Origin of the sequence: Nonomuraea rubra (assembly GCF_014207985.1) — a bacterium.
GTDB lineage: Bacteria > Actinomycetota > Actinomycetes > Streptosporangiales > Streptosporangiaceae > Nonomuraea > Nonomuraea rubra.
This window is the reverse complement of record NZ_JACHMI010000001.1, coordinates 11,232,320-11,252,567: the sequence shown is the minus strand read 5'-3', so window position 1 is coordinate 11,252,567 and position 20,248 is coordinate 11,232,320. Positions and strand designations below refer to the sequence as shown.

The following is a 20,248-nucleotide window of genomic DNA, read 5'->3' as shown; positions in this document are numbered from 1 at the left end:
TCAGGGGACGGGGACCGGGGCGTCGGCGAAGACCTCGGCCAGCACCGCCCGCTGCGTCGGCAGGGCTTCGGCGTGGCGGGCGCGGCCCTCGTCCGTGATGCACACGAACACCCCGCGCCGGTCGCTGTCGCACACGCCGCGCGTCACCAGCGCGGCCTTCTCCAGGCGGGCCACCACCCGCGACAGCGCGCTCTGGCTCAGGTGGACCTCGTCGCACAGCTCCTGGATGCGGAGCTTCCTGTCGTGGTGCACGATCCGATCCAGCACCTCGAACTCGCTGGGGCCGAGCCCGTGCCGGTCGCCCAGCTCGCGCTCCAGCTGGCACATGGCCTTGGCATGTTTGGCCAGGACGTAATGCCAGGTGGCCACCACGAACTGCTCGTCCATGTCGCGGAGGTTACCACTTCGGGAAAACTCATGCAACGGCATTAAATGCGCTTGCATTAGATGTGCGTGCATGTATTGTTCTGACCCATGTCCTCTTCCTCATCCCGCTGGGGCGCGCTCGCCGTGCTCTGCGCTGTGATCTTTCTTGATGCCCTCGACGTCTCGATGGTCGGTGTCGCCCTGCCCGCCATCCAGCACGACCTGGGCCTGACGACGTCCTCCTTGCAATGGGTGGTCAGTGGCTACGTGCTCGGCTATGGCGGTCTTCTGTTGCTCGGGGGCAGGACCGCCGACCTGCTGGGGCGGCGCAGGGTGTTCCTGGCCGCTCTTGGCGTGTTCGCCGTGGCGTCGTTGCTGGGCGGTGTGGTGGACGACGGCGGGTTGCTGATCGCGGCCAGGTTCGTCAAGGGTGTGGCCGCCGCGTTCACCGCACCCGCCGCCTTGTCGATCATCACCACGACCTTTCCCGAGGGCCCGGAGCGCAACAGGGCGTTGAGCATCTTCACCGCCTGCGGCGCGAGCGGGTACTCGCTCGGCCTGGTGCTGTCCGGGCTGCTGACCGAGATCGGCTGGCGGTGGACGCTGCTCATGCCGGTGCCCGTCGCGGTGATCGCGCTGGTGGCCGCGTTGAAGCTGCTGCCGAAGGGCCGGGAGGAGCGGGCCGAGGGTGGTCACGACCTGATCGGCGCCGTGACGATCACCGCGTCGATGTTGCTGCTGGTGTTCACGGTCGTGCAGGCGCCCGAGGTGGGCTGGGCCTCGTTCCAGACGATCGGCTCGCTCGTGGGCGTGGTCGCGCTCCTCGCCCTGTTCGTCTTCGCCGAGCTGCGGATGCGCCACCCGCTGGTGCGGCTGGGCATCCTGCGCTCCGGGCACATCGTGCGGGCCAACCTGGGGCTGCTCATCCTCATGGGCTCGTACGTGGCCTTCCAGTTCGTGGCCATGCAGTACTTCCAGAACCTGCTCGGCTGGTCGGCGCTCGGCACCGCCATGGCGTTCCTGCCCGCCGGCCTGCTCGTGGCAGTCACCTCGACGAAGATGGGCGACTTCGCCGACCGGTTCGGCACCGGCAAGCTGATCGTGATCGGCGCCGCCGCGCTGGCCGGCGGGTACGCCGTCTTCCTCGGCATCGACCGCACCCCCAGCCTGGGCGGCATGGTGATCCCCGGCATGATCCTGCTGGGCATCGCGTTCGCGCTGTCGTTCCCCTCGCTCAACATCCAGGCCACCAACGGCGTGGACGACGACGAGCAGGGCCTGGCCTCCGGCCTGCTGAACACCTCCGGCCAGGTCGGCGGCGCGATCGTGCTGGCCGTGGTGACCGCCGTGCTCACCTCGGGCGGCGGCGAGACGATCTCCATCGGCTCGCTGCGCGCGGCGATCGTGGTGTCGCTGGTGCTGGCCCTGGTCGGGCTGGCGATCTCGGCGACGGGGCTGCGCGCCCGCAAGGGCGTGCCCGCCGTGGCGGAGGACGTGAAGGCGTACGAGACCGTCTGAGCCGCCTCCGGGAGGGCCCCGCCGGCACCGGTGGGGCCCTCTTTGTGTGGGATGTCCGGGAATGACCGACGGGTGCGGCGCCGATCCGCCGTGACGCCGCTTGCAGGCCCGCACGCTGGGCATCTACCGGGCATGCGCTCGTCAACCCCGCCCCGCGGCCGGCCGTCGCGCGTGGCCGTTCCGCTCGCCTGCCTCGCCGTCCTGCTCGCCGCGTGCGGCACCGCCCAGCGGACCGCCACGCTGCCGCAACAGACCCCCACCGGCTCCGCCGCGCCGACCAGCACCGCCGAGGTGGACGTCGACCGGTCCGGGATGGAGCCCGCCACGGTGACGGGCGTACGGTACGCCGCGCACGGCCAGTACGACAGGGTCGTCGTGGACCTCAAGGGCGGCGTCCCCGGCTACAGCGTGAAATGGGTGGACGAGCTGGTCCAGGACGGCTCGGGCAAGCCCATCGACGTGAACGGCGGGGCGTACCTGCAGCTCACGCTCTTCCCCGCGAACGCCCACGACGAGGAGGGCACGCCCACCTGGACCGGCGGGCCCGTCTACCAGGCCCGGCTCGGCAACCTCGCCGACGTCGTCAGGACGGGCGACTTCGAGGCGCGGGTCGGCATCGGGCTGGTGCTGGGCCGGAAGGCCCCGTTCCGGGTCACCGAGCAGGGCTCGCCGAGCCGGCTGATCCTCGACGTGGCACACTGACGTCCGTGGTGAGAAAGATCGAGGGCCCGGCCCGCATCCCCGTACCCGGCGGCAAGCTCATCGACGAGCACATCGGCCGCGTCAGCAGCGGCGACGAGGCCGTCTCCATCGCCCACATGACCGCTCCGCCCGGCTGGGAGGAGCCGGCGCAGACGCCGTCGTTCACCGAGTACACCGTCGTCCTGCGGGGCACGGTGATCGTGGAGCACGCCGGGGGCACGACCCGGGTCGAGGCCGGGCAGTCGGTGGTGACGTCGCCGGGGGAGAAGGTGCGCTACAGCGTGGGTCCCGACGGGGCCGAGTACGTCGCGGTGTGCCTGCCCGCGTTCTCGCCGGACACGGCGGGCCGCGACGACTGACCGGCCTGGGCGCGCGGGCGGGTGGTGCTCATATCATGGCCAGATGAGCCCCACGCGTGACGAGATCCGGCGCGCTCCCAAGGTCTTGCTGCACGATCACCTCGACGGCGGGCTCCGCGCCGAGACGATCGTCGACCTGGCCAGGGAGAGCGACTACGCCCGGCTGCCCACCACCGATCCCGACAACCTCCGCCAGTGGTTCGAGGAGGCGTCGGACTCGGGATCGCTCGAACGGTACCTGGAGACGTTCGACCACACGGTCGCCGTCATGCAGACCCGCGAGTCGCTCGTCCGCGTGGCCGCCGAGTGCGCCCAGGACCTGGCCGACGACGGGGTCGTCTACGCCGAGGTGCGCTTCGCGCCCGAGCAGCACACCACCAGGGGCCTGAGCCTGGACCAGGTGGTGGAGGCGGTGCTGGAGGGGTTCGAGCAGGGCTCGCGAGGCCGCCGCGTCCGGGTGGGCACGCTGCTGACCGCCATGCGGCACCAGGCGCGCTCCCGGGAGATCGCCGAGCTGGCCGTACGGTACCGCGACGGCGGCGTGGTGGGGTTCGACATCGCCGGGGCCGAGGCGGGTTACCCGCCCACCCGGCACCTCGACGCGTTCGAGTACCTCCAGCGGGAGAACGCCCACTTCACCATCCACGCCGGCGAGGCGTTCGGACTGCCGTCGATCTGGCAGGCCATTCAGTGGTGCGGCGCCGACCGGCTCGGGCACGGCGTGCGCATCATCGACGACATCTCCGTCGCCGAGGACGGCAGCGCGAAGCTGGGGCGGCTGGCCGCCTACGTCCGCGACAAGCGCATCCCGCTGGAGATGTGCCCCACGTCCAACCTGCAGACCGGGGCCGCCGCCTCGATCGCCGACCACCCGATCGGGCTGCTGCGGCGGCTGCACTTCCGGGTCACGGTCAACACCGACAACCGGCTGATGAGCTCGACGAGCGTGTCGCTGGAGTTCCACAAGCTGGTGCAGGCGTTCGGCTACGACTGGGATGACCTGCAGTGGTTCGCGGTGAACGCGATGAAGTCGGCGTTCATCCCGTTCGACGAGCGGCTGGCGCTGATCAACGGCGTGATCAAGCCCGGGTTCCAGCAGATCAAGTGGCAGCCGTGAAACACGTCTACCGTTCCAAGACCGCGTTCGTGCTGGCGTGGGTGTGGGTGGCGTTCGTCGCGTTCAACGTCTGGGACCTGATCGTCCGGTACAACGGCAAGGCGTCGCTCGTCGCGCTGGCCGTGCTCGGGGCGCTGACGGCGCTCGTCTACGCCGTCGCGCTGCGCCCCGCCACGGTCCTCACGGAGGAGGGGCTGGTGGGGCGCAACCCGTTCCGCACCACGTTCCTGCCGTGGGCCGCCATCGAGGACGTCACGGTGTCGCACGCCATCACCGTGCAGTACGGCGACGAGCGGGTGCTGCGGCTGTGGACGCCGATGAGCAGCGCCCGCGAGCGTGCGAAGGCGCAGCGCCGGGGCACCGCCACCGAGCGGCGGGGCCGGTTCAAGACCGAGCCCACGCTGCCCAGGGCCGAGCAGGCGGCGGTGGAGGCGTTCGCCGGCAAGACGCACGCCGACTGGGTGGGCGACCAGATACGCGACCGCGCCGAGTCGGCCAGGCGGCGCGGCGAGGAGGCCGCGCCGGCGCGGGTGAGCTGGTCCTACGACTCGATCGGGGTGCTGGTGGCCGCGGTCGTGCTGGTGATCGCCGCCATCGTGATCGCTTAGCCTCAGCCTCTGCTTCTGTTGACGAACGCGGCCATGCCCGCCTGGGCTATGCCCGACGCCTCCACCTGCTTGGCCGCCTCGGTCTCCGCCTGGAAGGCCCGCTCCACCTCCGCCGCCGACGGCCGCAGCAGGGCCAGGTGCACGGTGGTGGCCGTGCCGGGGGCGGTCCAGCGGTGCACGCGGGCGATCGCCGCCTCCACCAGCGTCTCGGCGGGCACGATCTCGTCGAGCAGGCCCGCGGCCAGGGCGTCGTCCGCGCTCGTCCGGGCCGAGTCGAGCACCAGCCGCAACGCCCTGCCGCCGACGAGGCGGGGGAGCAGCTGGCTGGCGGCGTTGGAGATCGACAGGCCGATGCGGTTCTCCGGGAAGAAGTACTCGGCCGCCGGAGTGCCGATGCGGGCGTCGAAGCAGAGGGCCCACTCGGCGGCCCCGCCCACGGCCAGCCCGTTGACCGCCGCCACCACCGGGACGCGCGTCTCCAGCACGGCCCTGGTCATGTCGTGGAACGACTCCACCTCCTCGACCAGTGACCGGCCCACGGCCTGGTGGATGTCCTCGCCGGCCGAGAACGCCCTGCCGGTGCCGGTCACCACGATGCCCCTGCTCCGGGTGCCGTGTTCGCGGACGGCCGCCGCCAGGTCCGCGCGCATGGCGGAGGTCAGGGCGTTGAGCTTGTCCGGGCGGGCGAGCGTGATCAGGGCCACCTCGTCGCGTACGGTCACGTCGATCATCGTTGCTCCTTGTCGGGCTCGGGAACCTGGATGGCGGGGGCGGCCCGCTGGTCGCGCCCGGGGCTGAGCAGGTGGCGCTTCTCGATGCGGGCCGACGGGGTCAGCGCGAACTCCTCGACGAACTCCACGTACGCCGGGATCTTGAAGCGGGCCAGCCGCGCCCTGGCGTGCCCGATCACGCTCATGGCGGTGTCCCTGGTGGCCGCGTGTCCGGGACGGAGCTGGACGAACGCCTTCGGGACCTCGCCCCACAGGTCGTCGGCGATGGGGACGAGGGCGGCGGACAGGACCGCCGGGTGCTGGGCGAGCACGTGCTCCACCTCGGCGCAGGAGATGTTCTCGCCGCCCCTGCGGACCATGTCCTTGATCCGCCCGGCGTGCCGCAGGCGGCCGTGCTCGTCGCGGACGCCCAGGTCGCCCGTGTGGTACCAGCCGCCCCTGAAGGCGTGGGCGGTGGCCTCCGGATGGTTCCAGTAGCCCTTCATCATGGGCACGCCTCTGACCAGGATCTCGCCGGTCTCCTCGTCCAGCGTGACCTCCTTGCCCGGCGGCGCGACGCCCAGCGCGCCGGTGCCGACCGTGTCGGTGGCGCCGAGAGGCGAGACCAGGTCGGGGCCGCTCTCCGTGGAGCCGTACAGCTCGCGCCACGGCGTGCCCCAGCGCTCCTCGAACGTGGCGTGCAGGCCGGGCTGGATGCCCGAGCAGAGCACCAGGCGCATGCGGTTGTCGCGGTCGTGCGGATGTGGTGGCTGCTTGTGCAGGAGGAGGGGCATGGTGCCCAGCACGTACGTGAGCGTCGCGCCGTGCTCCCTGGCCGAGGCCCAGAACCCGGAGGCGGAGAAGCGGGGGAGCACCACCAGGGGGATGCCGCCCATCAGGCAGAGCAGGGTGACCCACTGGGGGTCCATGTACGAGTACGCCTGCGCGATCATCATGACGTCGTCGTCGCGGAGTTCGACCTGGTCGGCGGCGATGCGGGCGGTCCTGAGCCAGTAGTCGTGGGTGAGCATGCAGGCCTTGGGGAAGCCCGTGGTGCCCGACGTGTACTGAAAATTCGCGACATCGTCGGGGTCGGCCTGGTGGAGGGGGCGGGGCGTGCCGTCCCGTAGCGCGTAGACGGGGTGGGGCGTGCCGTCGTGCAGCGTGTCGAGGAGGTGCACGGTGCCGGGGATGTGCGGGGCGTGCTCGGCGGTGGTGATCGTGGCCACGGCGCCCGAGTCGCGCAGGACGTGCTCCAGGTCGGCGGCCCGGTAGCGCACGTTCACCGGCACGGTGACGGCGCCCGCCTTGAGCACGGCCAGCCAGCTCAGCGGCCAGCCGGGCACGTTGTCCATCATGATCGCCACGCGGTCGCCGGGGCGTACGCCCTTGTCGATCAGGGCGCCGGCCAGCCGGTCGGAGTGCTCGTCGGCCTCGGTGAAGGTGATCGAGGTGTCGGGGAAGCGGAGGAACTCGCGCGCGCCGTACGTGCTAGCGGCGTGCCTCATCAGGTCGGGGATCGTCTCGGTCATCCAGCGGCTCCCACGGATATTCGGGCAGCAGGGAGAAGTCGGCGGTCGCGAGGGTCGTGGCGGCGGGGGCGCGGACGGCGGCCAGGCCGATCGCGACGAACTCGGCGCACACCTGCTCCAGCGTGGAGCGCCCGTCGGGGCGGTACCACTCGCTGGTGCCGGTGCACATGGACATCAGGGCGAGCCTGGTCAGCCTCTCGTCGGCGACGCGGAAGGCGCCCTCGGCCACGCCGTCGGCCAGCGCGGCCTTCCAGTGGGCCTCGTACGCGTCGCGCAGGCCGATGATCTCGTCGTGGGCGGCGGAGCCCGGGGTGAGCGAGCGCAGCTCGCCGTCCATGACGCGGGTGGTCATGGGGTTGCGGGCGTGGACGGCGGTGAGCGAGCCGATGAGCAGGGACAGGCGGTCGGCGGGACGCCGGTACGGGGCGAGCATGCGCTCGGTGGAGTCGATGAGGCCGCGCTGGGCGACGCGCATGAGGTCGGCCAGGAGGGCTTCCTTGCTGGTGACGTGGTGGTAGATGCCGGCGTTGGTCATGTTGACGGCCTTGCCGAGGTCCCTGATGCTGGTGGCCGCGTAACCCCGCCGCGCGAACAGCAGCACCGCCGCCGTCCTGATCCGCTCGCCGGCGTCGGTGTCGCGGTCCGTGAGATCCTGCATCGCGCTCCTACCGAACGTTCGGTCGCCCGCTTTGTCCCGGACGTTACCCCAGAGCCTGAAAAATCGCCATAGTTGACTCTGACACCGTGTCAGCCCCTACACCTGGAGAGGACATGTTCAGCATCGGAGAGTTCGCCAGGCTGGGGCTGGTGTCCGTACGCATGCTCCGCCACTACGACGCCATCGGCCTGCTGCGGCCCGCGCACGTGGACCCGGTCTCCGGCTACCGGTCCTACCAGGCCGGCCAGCTCGCCAGGCTGCACCGCATCGTCGCGATCAAGGACCTCGGCTTCACGCTGGAGCAGGTCAGGGCGATCCTCGACGAGAAGGTCGGCACCGAGGAGCTGCACGGCATGGTCCGCCTGCGCCGCGCCGAGCTGGAGGCCAGGATCAGCGCCGACCTGGCCAGGCTGCGCAGCGTCGAGGCGCGGCTGCGGACGATCGAGACCGAGGGGCACATGCGTACGGCGGAGGTCGTGCTGAAGAGCGTGCCCAGGCTCCGCGTCGCCCAGCTCGCCGCCAGGGCCGCCAGCTACGAGCCCGGGGACATCGGGCCGGTCATCGGGCCGCTCTTCGACGAGCTGTGCCGGCGGCTGGAGGCGGCGTGCGTCCGGATCGCCGGTCCCGGCATCGCCCACTACCTGCAAGAGGACGACGGGTCGGTCATGGTGCACGCCTGCCTGCCGGTGAACGTGGCGCCCGGCGCGTACGACTTCGACGTGGTGGACCTGCCGGCCATCGAGACGGCCGCCACGATCATCCACCACGGGTCGATGGACGCGGCATGGTCCACGTTCCAGGCGCTGGCCCACTGGATCGAGGAGCACGGCTACCGCGCCCGCGACCTGGCCAGGGAGATCAGCCTGCACGTACCCTGCGACAGGGACGAATGGGTGACGGAGCTGCAGATCGAGGTGATCCCGTGCTGAGCCAGGACCTGGAGCCCGCGGACCTGGAGAAGGGCCCGGAGGCGGATCTGGAGGCGGGCCTGGAGCGGCACCGGGCCGAGCTGACCGGCTACTGCTACCGCATGCTCGGCTCCGGCTTCGAGGCCGAGGACGCCGTGCAGGAGGCGTTCGTCCGGGCGTGGCGGACCTACGACCCCGCGCGCGGCCCGCTCCGCCCCTGGCTGTTCCACCTGGCCACGAACGCCTGCCTCGACATGCTCAGAGGCCCGCAGCGCCGCGCCCGGGCCATGGACCTGGGCCCCGCCGCCATCCCGGGAGCCGCCCTGGGCGAGCCGCTCCCGGAGAGCCGCTGGGTCCAGCCCGTCCCCGACGCCCGCGTCCTCGACCCCGCCGACCTGGCCGTCACGCGCGAGACGGTACGGCTGGCGTTCGTCGCGGCCCTGCAGCACCTGCTGCCCCGCCAGCGGGCCGTGCTCATCCTGCGCGACGTGCTCAAGTGGACGGCCGCCGAGACGGCCACCCTGCTCGCCACCACGGTCACCTCGGTCAACAGCACCCTCCAGCGGGCCCGGACCAGGCTCCCCGCGGTGGCGCCGCTCGACCAGGAGGTGGACGAGGCGCTGCTGGCCAGGTACGTGACGGCGTTCGAGCGCTACGACGTGGACACGCTGGTCTCGCTGCTGCACGAGGACGCCACCTCCTCCATGCCGCCGTTCACGTGGTGGCTGCGCGGCCGGGAGGCCGTCCGCGCGGTCCTGCTCGCCGCGGGCGCGCCCTGTGCCGGCTCCCGCCTGGTCCCGACGCGGGCCAACGGCTGCCCCGCCTTCGCCCAGTACGACGCGAACGGGGAGGCGTTCGCCCTGGTCGTGCTGGAGGTCTCCGGCGGGGTGATCGCGGGCGAGACCACGTTCCTCGATCCCGGGCTGTTCCCGCTCTTCGGGCTGCCGATGAGTTTCGAGGCCGCGCTCCGTACTGAGGGGTGAAGGAGGAAACATGCCACAGATCATCGAATTCCCCGAGCGTCCGTACATCGGGGTGCGCCGTACCATCACCATGACCACCTTCGGGCTGGTCGCCGATCGCATCGGGGAGATCATCGGCTGGCTCGCCGAGCGCGGCGTGCAGCCGGCGGGGGCGCCGTTCCTGCGCTACGAGAGCATCGACATGGCCGCCGACCGGCTGGTGGTGCAGGCGGGGGTGCCGGTGCCCGCGCCGGTGGAGGGCGAGGGCGACCTCTTCGCCGCCACCCTGCCCGCCGGCCGCTACGCCACCGTCACCCACCACGGCCATCCGGACCAGCTCGTCGGCGCCATCGAGTCACTGCTGAAGTGGGGCCGGGAGCAGGGGCTGGCGTGGGACATGACGGAGAAGGACGGGGCCGAGCACTGGGGGTGCCGCCTGGAGCTGTACCAGACGGACCCGCGGGTGGAGCCTGACATGCACAAGTGGGACACCGACCTGCAGTTCCGCCTGGCCTGATCGTGCTCTGGCGCTGGGCGCAGGCTCAGCGCCAGAGGTCCACGAGGTGTTGCGGGGTGAGGTGCGTGACGCCGTCCACGTCGCAGCCGCTGCGGGAGACGGCGTAGAGGGGGGTGGAGGTGCCGGCGCCCGGCATCTGGGAGCGGTGGACGATGAGCTCGCTCAGGTCGTGATGGTCGAAGGGCCGGTTCTCCAGCCACTTCACTGATCCCACGAAGGTGATCTTCTTGGCGACGGGCTCCCGGTCGGCGCCGACCAGGTCGATCTCGGGATTGTTGGTACGCGTCCAGTATCCGCCGACCGCTCTGGTGTCCTCGGGAAGGCCGTCCATGCGGCGGAGAGACTCGCGGATGAAGGGCTCCACCGCGGCACCGCGCCAGGCCGTCCACGAACGTTCGATCCGCTGGAGGACGAGATCGCCACGGTCCCGGTCGATCTCGGCCATGCCCGGCTCGATGAACGACAACCAGAAGCGCAGGTGTGTGTCGGCGACGTGGTAGCGGCGTTCCTTCGAAGGGCGGGCGGACAGCGGGAGCTCGGCCGTGACCATGCGCTTGTCCTGGAGGACCTGGAGGCCACGCTGGAGTGACGTGCCCGGCATTCCGCTGGATGCCTTGGAGATCGAGGAGTAGGTGCGCTGCCCGGACCCGATGGCGCGCAGCAGGGTCGTCGCCTGCGCGTCGGGAGGGAACTCCGTCGCCATGGCGCGCACGCCGCTCACGGTCAGCGCCGAGGTCGGGTCCGGGATGGCGGTGCGCAGGAAGTCCTGCGCCGTGGCGCCGACCGGCCACTCTTCCAGGATCATGGGCAGCCCGCCGGTGATCAGATGAGCGTCGATGGCCTCCGCGGGAGGCAGGCCCAGCTTGTCCGCGACGTCGGCGACGGTGAGCGGGTTGACCACCATCTCCGACGCCCGCATGTAGAAGGGGCGATCGTACTGGTTGATCGCCTCCATGACGGACAGGTCGGAGCCGATCAGCAGGAGCAGCACGGGACGCCGGGAGAACTCCCGGTCGAAGAGGCGTTGCAGCGTGCTCTCGAGGTAGGGATCGCCGTGCATCATGTAGGGGATCTCGTCGAGGACCACGATGCTCGGAGAGTCCTGCGGCACCGCCTCGGCGAGGAGCCGAAGGGCTCCGGCCCAGGTGCTGGCCTCGACGCCCTCGAAGAGCGACGCGTTGGGCAGATCGGAGGCGGCCGCCTCCGCGATGAAGCGTTCGATCTGCACGGTCGGCGGGTGTTGATCCGCGGTGAAGAAGAAGCTCGGCAGGCCGCTTCGGCGGATGAACTCCTCCGCGAGGCGCGACTTTCCCACGCGGCGTCTACCGCGCATGAGAACGGCGCGCCCAGGCCTGTCGCCGGCACCCACCCGTGCGAAGCAGCGGTCCAGCTTGGCCAGATCGCGTCTCCGCCCGATGAAGCTGTCCATCCAGTGCCTCCCGCTGAGAACAACCAAACTTGGTTCATCCGGAAGTGGAGCAACCAAATTTGGTTGTTTCAGGAGCGTACCTCTTCGAGGTCAGGCCCCGTGCATGAAGGCGTCCGAGCTCACAGCCCCAGCCGCGCGGCGAGGTCCGTCTTCAGGGCGTCGAGCCGCTGCTCCGCCACCTCCCTGGCCTCCTCCGGGGTGCCCGTGACGGGGACGACGACCTCCAGGTAGCACTTCAGCTTGGGCTCCGTCCCGGACGGGCGGACCACCACGCGGGCGTCTCCCGACAGGCGGTAGCGCAGGCCGTCGGTGGGCGGCAGGCCGCCGTCGCCACGCGCCAGGTCGTCCACCCGCTCCACCGCCAGGCCGCCCAGCGACGGCGTGCTGCCGGCGCGCAGGCGGGTCATGGCGGCGGCGATCAGCGAGAGGTCGGCCACGCGGAACGAGAGCTGCGCCGTCGCGTGCAGGCCGTAGCGGCGGGCCTGGTCGTCGAGGAGGTCCAGCAGCGTGCGGCCGTCGCGCTTGGCCGCCGCCGCGATGGCCGCCACCGTCAGGGCCGCGCCGATGCCGTCCTTGTCCCTGACCGGCAGGCCGTCGTCGGAGCCGACGCTGTAGCCGAGGGCCTCCTCGTAGCCGAAGACCAGGCCGGGGCCGGCCTTGATGATCCACTTGAAGCCGGTGAGCGTCTCGCCGTAGCGGACGCCGTGCTCACGGGCGAGCTTGCCGAGGAAGGAGGAGGAGACGATGGTGGTGGCCACCATGCGGTCGCCGGTGGTGTGCGTGATGACGTGCTCGGCCAGCAGGCCGCCCACCTCGTCACCGGTCAGCATGCGTACGCCGCCCCCGGGCAGCGGCACGCCCACCGCGCACCGGTCGGCGTCGGGGTCGTTGGCCAGCACCAGGTCGGCGTCCAGCTTGGCGGCCAGGGCGACGGCCAGGTCCATCGCGCCCGGCTCCTCCGGGTTGGGGAAGGCCACCGTGGGGAAGTCGGGGTCGGGGTTGCGCTGCTCCTCGACCGCCATCGGGCTCTCGAAGCCGGCGCGCAGGAAGGCGTCGGTGAGGGTGGCCGCGCCGACCCCGTGCAGCGGCGTGTACGCCACGCGCAGGCCCCGGGCGTCGCCGAGCGGCAGCGCGGTCACGGCGGACAGGTAGTCGTCCACGATGCCCTCGCCCAGCTCGGTCAGCGTGCCGGGACCGTTCAGCGGCAGCTCGTCCACGCGGCCGACGGCGTCGATGGCGGCCGAGATCTCGCCGTCGATCGGCGGCGTGATCTGGGAGCCGTCGCCCCAGTAGACCTTGTAGCCGTTGTCGCGCGGCGGGTTGTGGCTGGCGGTGACCGTCACGCCGGCGTCGGCGCCGAGGTGGCGGACGGCGAAGGCCAGCACGGGCGTGGGCAGCGGGGACGGCAGCAGCGAGGCGTGCAGGCCGGCGCCCGTCAGCACGGCCGCCGTGTCGCGGGCGAACACGTCGGACTTGTGCCGGGCGTCGTAGCCGATGACCACGTGCTTGCCCGGCCCGAGCACCGCGGCCAGGCCGGCGGCGGCGCGCATGACGGTGACGCGGTTCATCCGGTTCGGGCCGGCGCCCAGCTCGCCGCGCAGGCCCGCCGTGCCGAACTCCAGCTTGGCTCCGAAGCGGTCCTCCAGGGCGGGCAGGTCCTCGGCCTCGATCAGGGCGGAGAGCTCGGCCCGGGTGTCGGGGTCGGGATCCTGCGCCAGCCAGGCGCGGGCCGTCTCGATGAGGGTCACAGGCGGTCCACCACCTTGGCCAGCAGCACGCCCATGCGCGCGGCCGTGGCGCGGCCCACCTCCAGGACCTCCTCGTGGTTGAGCGGCTCGCCCGACAGGCCTGCTCCCGGGTTGGTGACCAGCGAGAGGCCGAGCACCTCCAGGTTCGCCTCGCGGGCGGCGATGGCCTCCAGGACGGTGGACATGCCGACCATGTCGCCGCCCAGCGTGCGCAGCATGCGGATCTCGGCGGGCGTCTCGTACGTGGGGCCGCGGAAGGCCACGTAGACGCCCTCGGCCAGGGTCGGGTCGATCTCGTGGACCAGCGCGCGCAGGCGGCGCGAGTAGACCTCGGTGAGGTCGATGAACGTGGTGCCGGTGATCGGGTTGGCCCCGGTCAGGTTGATGTGGTCGTTGATCAGGACGGGGTCGCCGACGTTCTGCGTCTCGGGCCGCAGGCCGCCGGCGGCGTTGGTGAGCACGAGCGTGCGCACCCCTGCCGCCGCCGCCGTGCGTACGCCGTGCACCACCGCGTCCACGCCGAGCCCCTCGTACAGATGGGTGCGACCGAGGAAGATCAGCGCGTGCCGGCCGGAGGAGGTGCGGACGACGCGGATCTTGCCGCCGTGGCCCGCGACGGCGGGCGCCCGGAAGCCGGGCAGGTCGACGAACGGGATCTCGCGCACCGTCTCACCGATCGCGTCGGCGGCGGGCACCCACCCCGACCCCATGACGAGGGCCACATCGAAGGTGTCGAGGCCGGCGGCGCTCCGCAGCGCCGCCGCGGCCTCGCTGGCCAGGGTGTATGCGTCTTTGGTCACACCTCAGTAGTTTAGGAGCAGCCTGTCCAGAACCCGCACCCCGAACTGCAGCGCGTCGACCGGCACCCGCTCGTCCACGCCGTGGAACATCGCCGCGAAGTCCATGTCGGCCGGCAGCCGCAGCGGCACGAACCCGAACCCGCGCACCCCCAGGTCCGCGAAGAACGTCTTGTTGTCGGTGCCGCCCGACATGCAGTACGGGATCGCCCGCGCGGCCGGGTCCTCCTCCTTCAGCGCCGCGATCATCGACTCCACCAGCGCCCCGTCGAACGAGGTCTCCAGCGCGATGTCGTGGTGGATGAACTCGCGCCGCACCTTCGGCCCGAGCAGCCCGTCCACCGTCTTGAAGAACTCCTCCTCGAACCCCGGCAGGAACCGCCCGTCCACCACGGCCGTGGCCTGGCCGGGGATGACGTTCGACTTGTAGCCGGCGCCGAGCTGGGTCGGGTTGGTGGTGTGGCGCAGCGTCGCGCCCACGAAGCGCACCAGCGGCCCGATCCTGTCCAGGATGGGCTGCGGGTCGTCCTCGTCGAACGGGATCCCGAACGCGTCCGCGACCTCGGTGAGGAAGCGGCGGACCGTCGGCGTGTAGGTGAGCGGCCAGTCGTGGTCGCCGATCCTGGCGACGGCCCTGGCGACCTCGGTGACGGCGTTGTCGTCGTTCAGCATCGAGCCGTGGCCGGCCGTGCCGTCGGCAATCAGCTTCATCCAGGCCAGGCCCTTCTGGGCCGTCTCGATGAGGTAGAGCCGCAGCGACGGGTCCACCTCCAGCGAGTAGCCGCCGACCTCGCTGATCGCCTCGGTCACGCCCTCGAACAGCTCGGGGTGGTGGGCGGTGAGGTACTTGGCGCCGTACACGCCGCCGGCCTCCTCGTCGGCCACCCAGGCGAAGACGAGGTCGCGGCGCGGCCTGCGGCCCTCGCGCTTGATCTGGCGCAGCACGGCCAGCATCATCGCGTCCATGTCCTTCATGTCCACGGCGCCGCGGCCCCAGATGTAGCCGTCGCGCACCTCGCCCGCGAACGGGTCGACCGTCCAGTCGGCGGCGTTGGCCGGCACGACGTCCAGGTGGCCGTGGACGAGCAGGGCGGGCAGCGACGGGTCGGTGCCCTCGATCCGGGTGATCACGTTGCCGCGGCCCGGCTCGCTCTCGACGTACGTGGCGTCGATCCCGACCTCGGCCAGCCTGGACATGACGACCTCGGCGGCGGCGCGCTCGCCGGGGCCGCTGCCGTCGCCGTAGTTGCTGCTGTCGGCGCGGATCAGCTCCACGCAGAGGTCGGCTACTTCGTTCTCGGCGGGGGTGGTCATGGTGTTCTCTCCAGTGTGAGCAGTCCGGACTTGTGGAGGTGGCCGCGTTTGTAGGCGCGGGTGATGAGCGTGAGGTCGACGTCGGTGATCTCGTCGTACCGGCCGACGACGCCGGTCATGAAACGGTAGAGCGCCGCCTCGTGTGCCGCCACGACCTGCACGATGAGTGAATGCGTGCCCGTCGTGGCGGCGCAGTAACGGACGCTGGGGTGCGCTGCCAGTTCCTGGCCGACCAGGTCGAGCCCGTGCGGGCGGACCTTCAGCCAGAGCATGGCCTCCACCTCCAGGCCGAGCAGCGCCGGCTCCACCTCGGCCCTGGGCAGCAGCAGCCGCCGCTCGATCAGCGAGGTGACCCGCCTGCGCGCGGTCGGCACGGAGATGTCGAGCCGCTCGGCCACGGCGGTGAACGCGATGCGGCCGTCGGCGGTGAGCAGGTCGGCGATCTCCTGCTCCAGGGGTGACAGCCCCTCCTCGTCGGGCAGGCACGCGGCCGGCGGGTCCGGCCGCAGCTCGGCCACCTCCCGCTCGGTCAGGTACGGGGCGTGCCACTCTGCGACGGTCGTGAACGTGTGCAGCACGACCTGGGTCTGCGTCTGCAGCACCCCGTCGATGTCGGAGACCTGCGAGGACAGGATGCGGTGCAGGTCCTCCCTGGACGGCGAGACCAGCTCGCAGCCGAGGTCGGCGGCCCCGGTCAGCGAGTAGACCGAGCGCGTGTCGGGCCGGTCGGCCAGCGCCTTGGCCACCTGCGCCGCCGTCCCAGGCCGCACCTGGACGTGCAGGTGCACCGGCCGCCCGTGCCCGGTGCGCAGGTCGTCGTAGATGGCCGTGACCTGCACGATCCCCTCGGCGATCAGCCGCTGCAGCCGCCGGGCGACCGTGCGCTCGTGCTCGCCCACGGCGCGCCCGATCTCGCCCCACGAGGCGCGGGGGCTGACTTGCAGCGCGGCCACGAGCCGCCGGTCGAGAACGTCCACCTGCACCCGTTTCATTGTCGGGAAGTTAAATATTTCTACGAATATTTGACTGTTTCGGTCGCCCGAATGCACAGTAGGCCATCACCGCACTGTCAGCAAAGGAGCCCACGTGGCGACCTCCCCCCACGCCCCATCACCACTCGGCATCCCCAAGAGCCGGGTCCGCCAGCTCATGGCGGCCAGCATCGGCAACGTCGTCGAGTGGTACGACTGGTACGCCTACACCTTCCTCGCTGTCTACTTCTCCGAACAGGTCTTCCCGAAGGGCTCGGCCAACAGCCTGGTGCCGCTGCTGAGCTCGTTCGCCGTCTTCGCCGTGGGCTTCTTCATGCGCCCGCTCGGCGGCCTGCTCGTCGGCGCGTTCGCCGACAGGTACGGCCGCAAGAACGCCATGACGTTCACCATCGTGCTGATGGGCGCCGGCTCGCTGCTCGTCGGCCTGACCCCGACGTACGCGGCCGTCGGGCTGCTCGCGCCGATCATTCTCACCCTGGCCAGGCTCATCCAGGGCCTGTCGGTGGGCGGCGAGTTCGCCGCCGCCACCACGTTCCTCGTGGAGTCGGCCCCGCCCGGCCGCCGCGGCCTGTTCTCGAGCTTCCAGTACGTGAGCACCACCATCGGCCAGCTCATCGCCTCCGGCCTGGCCGCGCTGCTGGCCACCAGCCTCATCGAGGCCGACATGAACTCCTGGGGCTGGCGCATCCCGTTCTTCGTGGGCGCCGTGCTGAGCCTCGTCGGCCTGTGGATCCGCAAGGGCGCCGACGAGACCTCGGCCGTGGCGGAGGAGATCAGGCGGGGCGAGGCCGAGCGGCCCAAGCTGTTCGACTTCCTCAAGCACTACCCGAGGTCGGCGGCCACGATCGTGGGCATCACGATCGCCGGCACCGTCGCGTACTACACGTGGACCAGCTTCCTGCCCACATACGCGCAGATCACGGTGGGCTTCGACAAGGCGGACTCGCTGCAGATCGGCACGATCTCGCTGGTCTTCTTCATGATCCTGCAGCCGCTGCTCGGCATGCTGTCGGACCGGGTGGGGCGCAAGCCGATGCTGATCACGTTCGGCCTCGGGTTCCTCATCCTGCCCGTGCCGCTGCTCGGCCTGCTCACCGACTCCTACGCGAGCCTGCTGATCGTGCAGCTCGTCGGCATGGTGTTCCTCGGCTGCTTCACCTCGATCTCGGCGGCGGTGAACTCCGAGCTGTTCCCGACCCGGGTGCGGGCGGCGGGGGCCGGGTTCCCGTACTCGCTGACCGTGGCCCTGTTCGGCGGCACCGCGCCGCTGATCGGCACGGCGCTGCAGGAGGCGAAGAACCCGGGGCTCTTCCCGTGGTACATGTCGGCGCTGGCGCTGGTCTCGACGCTGGTCTACCTCTTCGTCCTGAAGGAGACCAAGGACCAGCCGCTGCGCTAACCCCCGTACGAGGTGCAGGGGCGCTCCCGCAACTCCTTGACGTAGTCGTCGGGGGCGCCCGCGCGCTCGGCCGCCTCGGCCAGGCTGCCCAGGTAGCGGGCCGACGGCAGGCCGCCCTCGTAGCCGTCGAGCACGTAGAACCAGGCCACGACCTCGCCCTCCAGCGTCTGCACCCGTAGCCGCACCTTGTGGTACGCGCCGCGCACGGCGCCCTCCCACTGGTCGAGCGAGGTCTCCTCCCAGTCGGGCACGTCGTAGAGCACCACGAACACGTGCTCGTCAGGGTCCTCCACGATCGTGGCGACCGCGCCCTCCCACGCGAGGTCCATGCCTCCGAACGTCAGGCGCCAGCCCGGCAGCCATCCCACTCCCCGGATCGGGGAGTGCGGGGCACGCATGGCCATCTGCTCAGGGTCCATGTTGCTGCCGTAGGCGGCGTATACAGGCACAGCAGCCAAGACTAGCGCCTGAGGCCCTGCCCCGTTCGTCGGCAGCTCGCGGCATGCGGGAGAATGGGATACGTGACGAGGATCGTGATCATCGGTGGCGGACCAGGCGGCTACGAGGCGGCGCTGGTGGCCGCTCAGCTAGGCGCGCAAGTCACGATGGTCGAGCAGGACGGCCCGGGTGGCGCGTGCGTGCTGACCGACTGCGTGCCGTCCAAGACGCTGATCGCGACCTCCGTGCGCAAGCAGGCGCTGCTCGACGCGCCCTCCCTGGGCGTGTCGTTCTCCGGCGGGCCCGACGGCGACGCCGGCGTGGTGGGAGTCGATCTGCCGCTGGTCAACAAGCGGGTCAAGGAGCTGGCGCAGGCGCAGTCGGCCGACATCGCGACGCGGGTCGAGGCCGAGGGCGTGGAGATCATCAAGGCGCGCGGGCGGCTGGTGGACCCGCAGGTGGTCAAGGCCGGCGACCGGACGATCAGGGCCGACGTGGTGCTGGTGGCGACGGGGGCGACGCCGCGGGTGCTGCCGGGGGCCGAGCCCGACGGGGAGCGCATCCTCACCTGGCGGCAGCTCTACGACCTGGAGGAGCTGCCCGAGCATCTGATCGTGGTCGGTTCCGGGGTGACCGGGGCCGAGTTCGCCGGTGCGTACCGGTCGCTCGGGGCCGAGGTGACGCTGGTGTCCAGCCGGGACCGGATGATGCCCAACGAGGACGCCGACGGCGCCGAGGTGCTGGAGGAGGTCTACCGGCGGCGCGGGATGAACGTCATGGGCCGCTCCCGGGCCGCGTCCGTCAAGCGCACGCCCGACGGGGTGGTCGTGACGCTGGAGGACGGGCGCACGGCGGAGGGCTCGCACGCGCTGATGACGGTCGGCATGATCCCCAACACCTCCGGCATCGGGCTGGAGGAGGCCGGGGTGCAGCTCGACCGGGGCGGGTTCGTCAAGGTCGACAAGGTGTCGCGCACGTCGGCGCCCGGCGTGTACGCGGCGGGCGACTGCACGGGCGTGCTGATGCTGGCCTCCGTCGCCGCCATGCAGGGCCGGATCGCGGTGTGGCACGCGATGGGCGAGGCCGTGCAGCCGCTGCGGCTGGCCACGGTGTCCTCCAACATCTTCACCGACCCCGAGATCGCGGCCGTCGGCGTCGCCCAGCGGGCCATCGAGGCCGGCGAGATCGAGGCGAACGTGGTCAAGCTGCCTCTGGCGACCAACGCGCGGGCCAAGATGCAGGGGTTCAACGACGGGTTCGTGAAGCTGTTCTGCCGCCCGCACACCGGCATCGTGCTGGGCGGCGTGGTGGTGGCGCCGCGCGCCTCCGAGCTCATCCTCGCCGTGTCGGTCGCGGTGCAGCAGCGGCTGACGGTCGATCAGCTCGCGCACACGTTCGCGGTGTATCCGTCGTTGTCGGGGTCGATCACGGAGGCGGCGCGGCGGCTCATGCAGCCCGGAGTGTCGATCTAGGCCTTCCACCCGGGGTCTCGCCCGATGAGGGCGAGCAGCCTGTCCTGGGGTGAGGCGTCCTCCTCCACCTTCACCTCCGGGCCGAACACCTCCACGCCGGGCCCGAACGCGCCCGGCGTCCTGAACTGCTCCAGCAGGCCGGGCGGCAGCGCCCGCAAGGCCGCCCAGCCGCGCTCGACGTCCTCGGGGTCGATCGTGTCGTCCTGAGCCGTGGCGCGGGCCAGGTCCCAGCCGTGCAGCGGCAGGTCGTCGCTGACCACCCGGTCGATGTGCTGCTCGACGGTCATGCGGCCGCCGGGGGTGTCGCACTCCTGCCCGGCGCGGGCGGGGTCGCCGAGGATCTCCTGGACGTCCGCGCGGGCGGCGCGGAAGGCGGCGAGCGGGTCCTCGTCCACCGAGGGCGCCGGGCTGAGGGTCAGGCCCAGGGGGCGCAGCATCACGTCGTGCATGTCCACGATGTGCCTGACGACGTCGCGGGCGCTCCACCGCGCGCACGGCGACGGGTTCGGCCACTGCTCGGGCCGCACGGCGGCGATCTTGTCCTCGAACGCGGCGGCTCTTCTGCGGTAGCGGTCGGCGATCTCGTCCATCCGGGCCATCCTCCCTGACGCGGGTCGTCAGAGCATGGTAACCCCGTTGACGTTTGTTGGTATGGACAGCAAACTAACTCACGAGTTGGCGCAGCCGTTCTGAAGGAGCTTC

The 20,248-nt window shown here is 71.4% G+C and carries 21 protein-coding genes; 10 read left to right on the top strand and 11 right to left on the bottom strand.

Annotated elements, in window-relative coordinates:
• A complete protein-coding gene (locus HD593_RS51305) occupies positions 1-387 on the bottom strand; it encodes a MarR family winged helix-turn-helix transcriptional regulator (protein WP_185110141.1) in 387 nt (128 codons plus the stop codon).
• A gap of 87 nt (positions 388-474) precedes the next feature.
• Between HD593_RS51305 and HD593_RS51300 the strand changes: the two genes are divergently transcribed.
• The 5 genes from HD593_RS51300 to HD593_RS51280 all read left to right on the top strand — a co-directional run bounded on the left by HD593_RS51300 (position 475) and on the right by HD593_RS51280 (position 4,670).
• Entirely contained in the window at positions 475-1,884 is a 1,410-nt protein-coding gene (locus HD593_RS51300) for an MFS transporter (protein WP_185110140.1), read from the top strand.
• 132 nt (positions 1,885-2,016) lie between these two features.
• Complete coding sequence (locus tag HD593_RS51295; RefSeq protein ID WP_185110139.1) at positions 2,017-2,586, top strand: AMIN-like domain-containing (lipo)protein; 570 nt, start codon at positions 2,017-2,019, stop codon at positions 2,584-2,586.
• A 5-nt stretch (positions 2,587-2,591) separates the two neighbouring features.
• Positions 2,592-2,945 (top strand): cupin domain-containing protein, encoded by a 354-nt coding sequence (locus HD593_RS51290; protein WP_185110138.1) that lies wholly within the window; start codon positions 2,592-2,594, stop codon positions 2,943-2,945.
• A 43-nt stretch (positions 2,946-2,988) separates the two neighbouring features.
• Complete coding sequence (locus HD593_RS51285) at positions 2,989-4,062, top strand: adenosine deaminase (RefSeq protein WP_185110137.1); 1,074 nt, start codon at positions 2,989-2,991, stop codon at positions 4,060-4,062.
• Positions 4,059-4,670 carry a PH domain-containing protein gene (locus tag HD593_RS51280; RefSeq protein ID WP_185110136.1) on the top strand — a complete coding sequence of 204 codons (612 nt, stop codon included), beginning with the start codon at positions 4,059-4,061 and terminating at the stop codon, positions 4,668-4,670. The genes HD593_RS51285 and HD593_RS51280 overlap by 4 nt, the downstream gene beginning before the upstream one ends.
• A gap of 2 nt (positions 4,671-4,672) precedes the next feature.
• Here HD593_RS51280 and HD593_RS51275 read toward each other — a convergent pair whose 3' ends face one another.
• The 3 genes from HD593_RS51275 to HD593_RS51265 are packed head-to-tail and all read right to left on the bottom strand — an operon-like array spanning position 4,673 to position 7,570.
• Positions 4,673-5,401 carry an enoyl-CoA hydratase/isomerase family protein gene (locus tag HD593_RS51275; protein WP_185110135.1) on the bottom strand — a complete coding sequence of 243 codons (729 nt, stop codon included), beginning with the start codon at positions 5,399-5,401 and terminating at the stop codon, positions 4,673-4,675.
• On the bottom strand, positions 5,398-6,912 hold the full coding sequence (locus HD593_RS51270) for an AMP-binding protein (protein ID WP_246547189.1): 1,515 nt from the start codon (positions 6,910-6,912) through the stop codon (positions 5,398-5,400). The genes HD593_RS51275 and HD593_RS51270 overlap by 4 nt, the downstream gene beginning before the upstream one ends.
• Positions 6,872-7,570, bottom strand: coding sequence for a TetR/AcrR family transcriptional regulator (locus HD593_RS51265; RefSeq protein WP_185110134.1), 699 nt, complete (start codon positions 7,568-7,570; stop codon positions 6,872-6,874). Before HD593_RS51265 ends, HD593_RS51270 begins: the two co-directional genes overlap by 41 nt.
• A gap of 113 nt (positions 7,571-7,683) precedes the next feature.
• On the opposite strand from HD593_RS51265, the gene HD593_RS51260 reads away from it, so the two are divergent.
• From HD593_RS51260 to HD593_RS51250, 3 genes are read left to right on the top strand one after another with little or no spacing between them, the layout of a single operon-like run.
• Complete coding sequence (locus HD593_RS51260) at positions 7,684-8,499, top strand: MerR family transcriptional regulator (protein ID WP_185110133.1); 816 nt, start codon at positions 7,684-7,686, stop codon at positions 8,497-8,499.
• The gene (locus HD593_RS51255; RefSeq protein ID WP_312904343.1) at positions 8,493-9,461 is read left to right on the top strand and encodes an RNA polymerase subunit sigma-70; all 969 of its coding nucleotides are present in this window, start codon (positions 8,493-8,495) and stop codon (positions 9,459-9,461) included. Before HD593_RS51260 ends, HD593_RS51255 begins: the two co-directional genes overlap by 7 nt.
• Positions 9,462-9,471: 10 nt before the next feature.
• Positions 9,472-9,957 (top strand): GyrI-like domain-containing protein, encoded by a 486-nt coding sequence (locus HD593_RS51250; protein ID WP_185110131.1) that lies wholly within the window; start codon positions 9,472-9,474, stop codon positions 9,955-9,957.
• 25 nt (positions 9,958-9,982) lie between these two features.
• Here HD593_RS51250 and HD593_RS51245 read toward each other — a convergent pair whose 3' ends face one another.
• The 5 genes from HD593_RS51245 to HD593_RS51225 form a co-directional block, all read right to left on the bottom strand.
• Positions 9,983-11,272 carry an ATP-binding protein gene (locus tag HD593_RS51245; protein WP_341850709.1) on the bottom strand — a complete coding sequence of 430 codons (1,290 nt, stop codon included), beginning with the start codon at positions 11,270-11,272 and terminating at the stop codon, positions 9,983-9,985.
• Positions 11,273-11,505: 233 nt separating this feature from the next.
• A complete protein-coding gene (locus HD593_RS51240; RefSeq protein WP_185110129.1) occupies positions 11,506-13,134 on the bottom strand; it encodes a phospho-sugar mutase in 1,629 nt (542 codons plus the stop codon).
• On the bottom strand, positions 13,131-13,934 hold the full coding sequence (locus tag HD593_RS51235) for a purine-nucleoside phosphorylase (RefSeq protein ID WP_185110128.1): 804 nt from the start codon (positions 13,932-13,934) through the stop codon (positions 13,131-13,133). The genes HD593_RS51240 and HD593_RS51235 overlap by 4 nt, the downstream gene beginning before the upstream one ends.
• A 3-nt stretch (positions 13,935-13,937) precedes the next feature.
• A complete protein-coding gene (locus HD593_RS51230; protein WP_185110127.1) occupies positions 13,938-15,245 on the bottom strand; it encodes a M20/M25/M40 family metallo-hydrolase in 1,308 nt (435 codons plus the stop codon).
• The gene (locus HD593_RS51225; RefSeq protein WP_221525378.1) at positions 15,242-16,237 is read right to left on the bottom strand and encodes an Lrp/AsnC family transcriptional regulator; all 996 of its coding nucleotides are present in this window, start codon (positions 16,235-16,237) and stop codon (positions 15,242-15,244) included. The genes HD593_RS51230 and HD593_RS51225 overlap by 4 nt, the downstream gene beginning before the upstream one ends.
• A gap of 94 nt (positions 16,238-16,331) precedes the next feature.
• Here HD593_RS51225 and HD593_RS51220 point away from each other — a divergent pair, with 94 nt between their 5' ends.
• Positions 16,332-17,636 carry an MFS transporter gene (locus tag HD593_RS51220; protein ID WP_312904342.1) on the top strand — a complete coding sequence of 435 codons (1,305 nt, stop codon included), beginning with the start codon at positions 16,332-16,334 and terminating at the stop codon, positions 17,634-17,636.
• Here the strand turns inward: HD593_RS51220 and HD593_RS51215 are convergent.
• Positions 17,633-18,085 carry a gamma-glutamylcyclotransferase family protein gene (locus HD593_RS51215; RefSeq protein ID WP_185110126.1) on the bottom strand — a complete coding sequence of 151 codons (453 nt, stop codon included), beginning with the start codon at positions 18,083-18,085 and terminating at the stop codon, positions 17,633-17,635. The genes HD593_RS51220 and HD593_RS51215 overlap by 4 nt on opposite strands.
• 72 nt (positions 18,086-18,157) lie before the next feature.
• On the opposite strand from HD593_RS51215, the gene HD593_RS51210 reads away from it, so the two are divergent.
• The gene (locus HD593_RS51210) at positions 18,158-19,546 is read left to right on the top strand and encodes an NAD(P)H-quinone dehydrogenase (RefSeq protein WP_185110125.1); all 1,389 of its coding nucleotides are present in this window, start codon (positions 18,158-18,160) and stop codon (positions 19,544-19,546) included.
• Here HD593_RS51210 and HD593_RS51205 read toward each other — a convergent pair.
• Entirely contained in the window at positions 19,543-20,136 is a 594-nt protein-coding gene (locus HD593_RS51205) for a TIGR03086 family metal-binding protein (protein WP_185110124.1), read from the bottom strand. The two genes, HD593_RS51210 and HD593_RS51205, sit on opposite strands and share 4 nt — an antisense overlap.
• Positions 20,137-20,248 lie beyond the last annotated feature (112 nt).

Excerpts from the sequence above, each read along its gene's own strand:
- HD593_RS51305 (WP_185110141.1), bottom strand. The coding sequence starts at position 387 with ATGGACGAGCAGTTCGTGGTGGCCACCTGGCATTACGTCCTGGCCAAA.
- HD593_RS51300 (WP_185110140.1), top strand. The coding sequence starts at position 475 with ATGTCCTCTTCCTCATCCCGCTGGGGCGCGCTCGCCGTGCTCTGCGCT.
- HD593_RS51295 (WP_185110139.1), top strand. The coding sequence starts at position 2,017 with ATGCGCTCGTCAACCCCGCCCCGCGGCCGGCCGTCGCGCGTGGCCGTT.
- HD593_RS51285 (WP_185110137.1), top strand. The coding sequence starts at position 2,989 with ATGAGCCCCACGCGTGACGAGATCCGGCGCGCTCCCAAGGTCTTGCTG.
- HD593_RS51275 (WP_185110135.1), bottom strand. The coding sequence starts at position 5,401 with ATGATCGACGTGACCGTACGCGACGAGGTGGCCCTGATCACGCTCGCC.
- HD593_RS51270 (WP_246547189.1), bottom strand. The coding sequence starts at position 6,912 with ATGACCGAGACGATCCCCGACCTGATGAGGCACGCCGCTAGCACGTAC.
- HD593_RS51265 (WP_185110134.1), bottom strand. The coding sequence starts at position 7,570 with ATGCAGGATCTCACGGACCGCGACACCGACGCCGGCGAGCGGATCAGG.
- HD593_RS51260 (WP_185110133.1), top strand. The coding sequence starts at position 7,684 with ATGTTCAGCATCGGAGAGTTCGCCAGGCTGGGGCTGGTGTCCGTACGC.
- HD593_RS51250 (WP_185110131.1), top strand. The coding sequence starts at position 9,472 with ATGCCACAGATCATCGAATTCCCCGAGCGTCCGTACATCGGGGTGCGC.
- HD593_RS51230 (WP_185110127.1), bottom strand. The coding sequence starts at position 15,245 with ATGACCACCCCCGCCGAGAACGAAGTAGCCGACCTCTGCGTGGAGCTG.
- HD593_RS51225 (WP_221525378.1), bottom strand. The coding sequence starts at position 16,237 with ATGAAACGGGTGCAGGTGGACGTTCTCGACCGGCGGCTCGTGGCCGCG.
- HD593_RS51205 (WP_185110124.1), bottom strand. The coding sequence starts at position 20,136 with ATGGACGAGATCGCCGACCGCTACCGCAGAAGAGCCGCCGCGTTCGAG.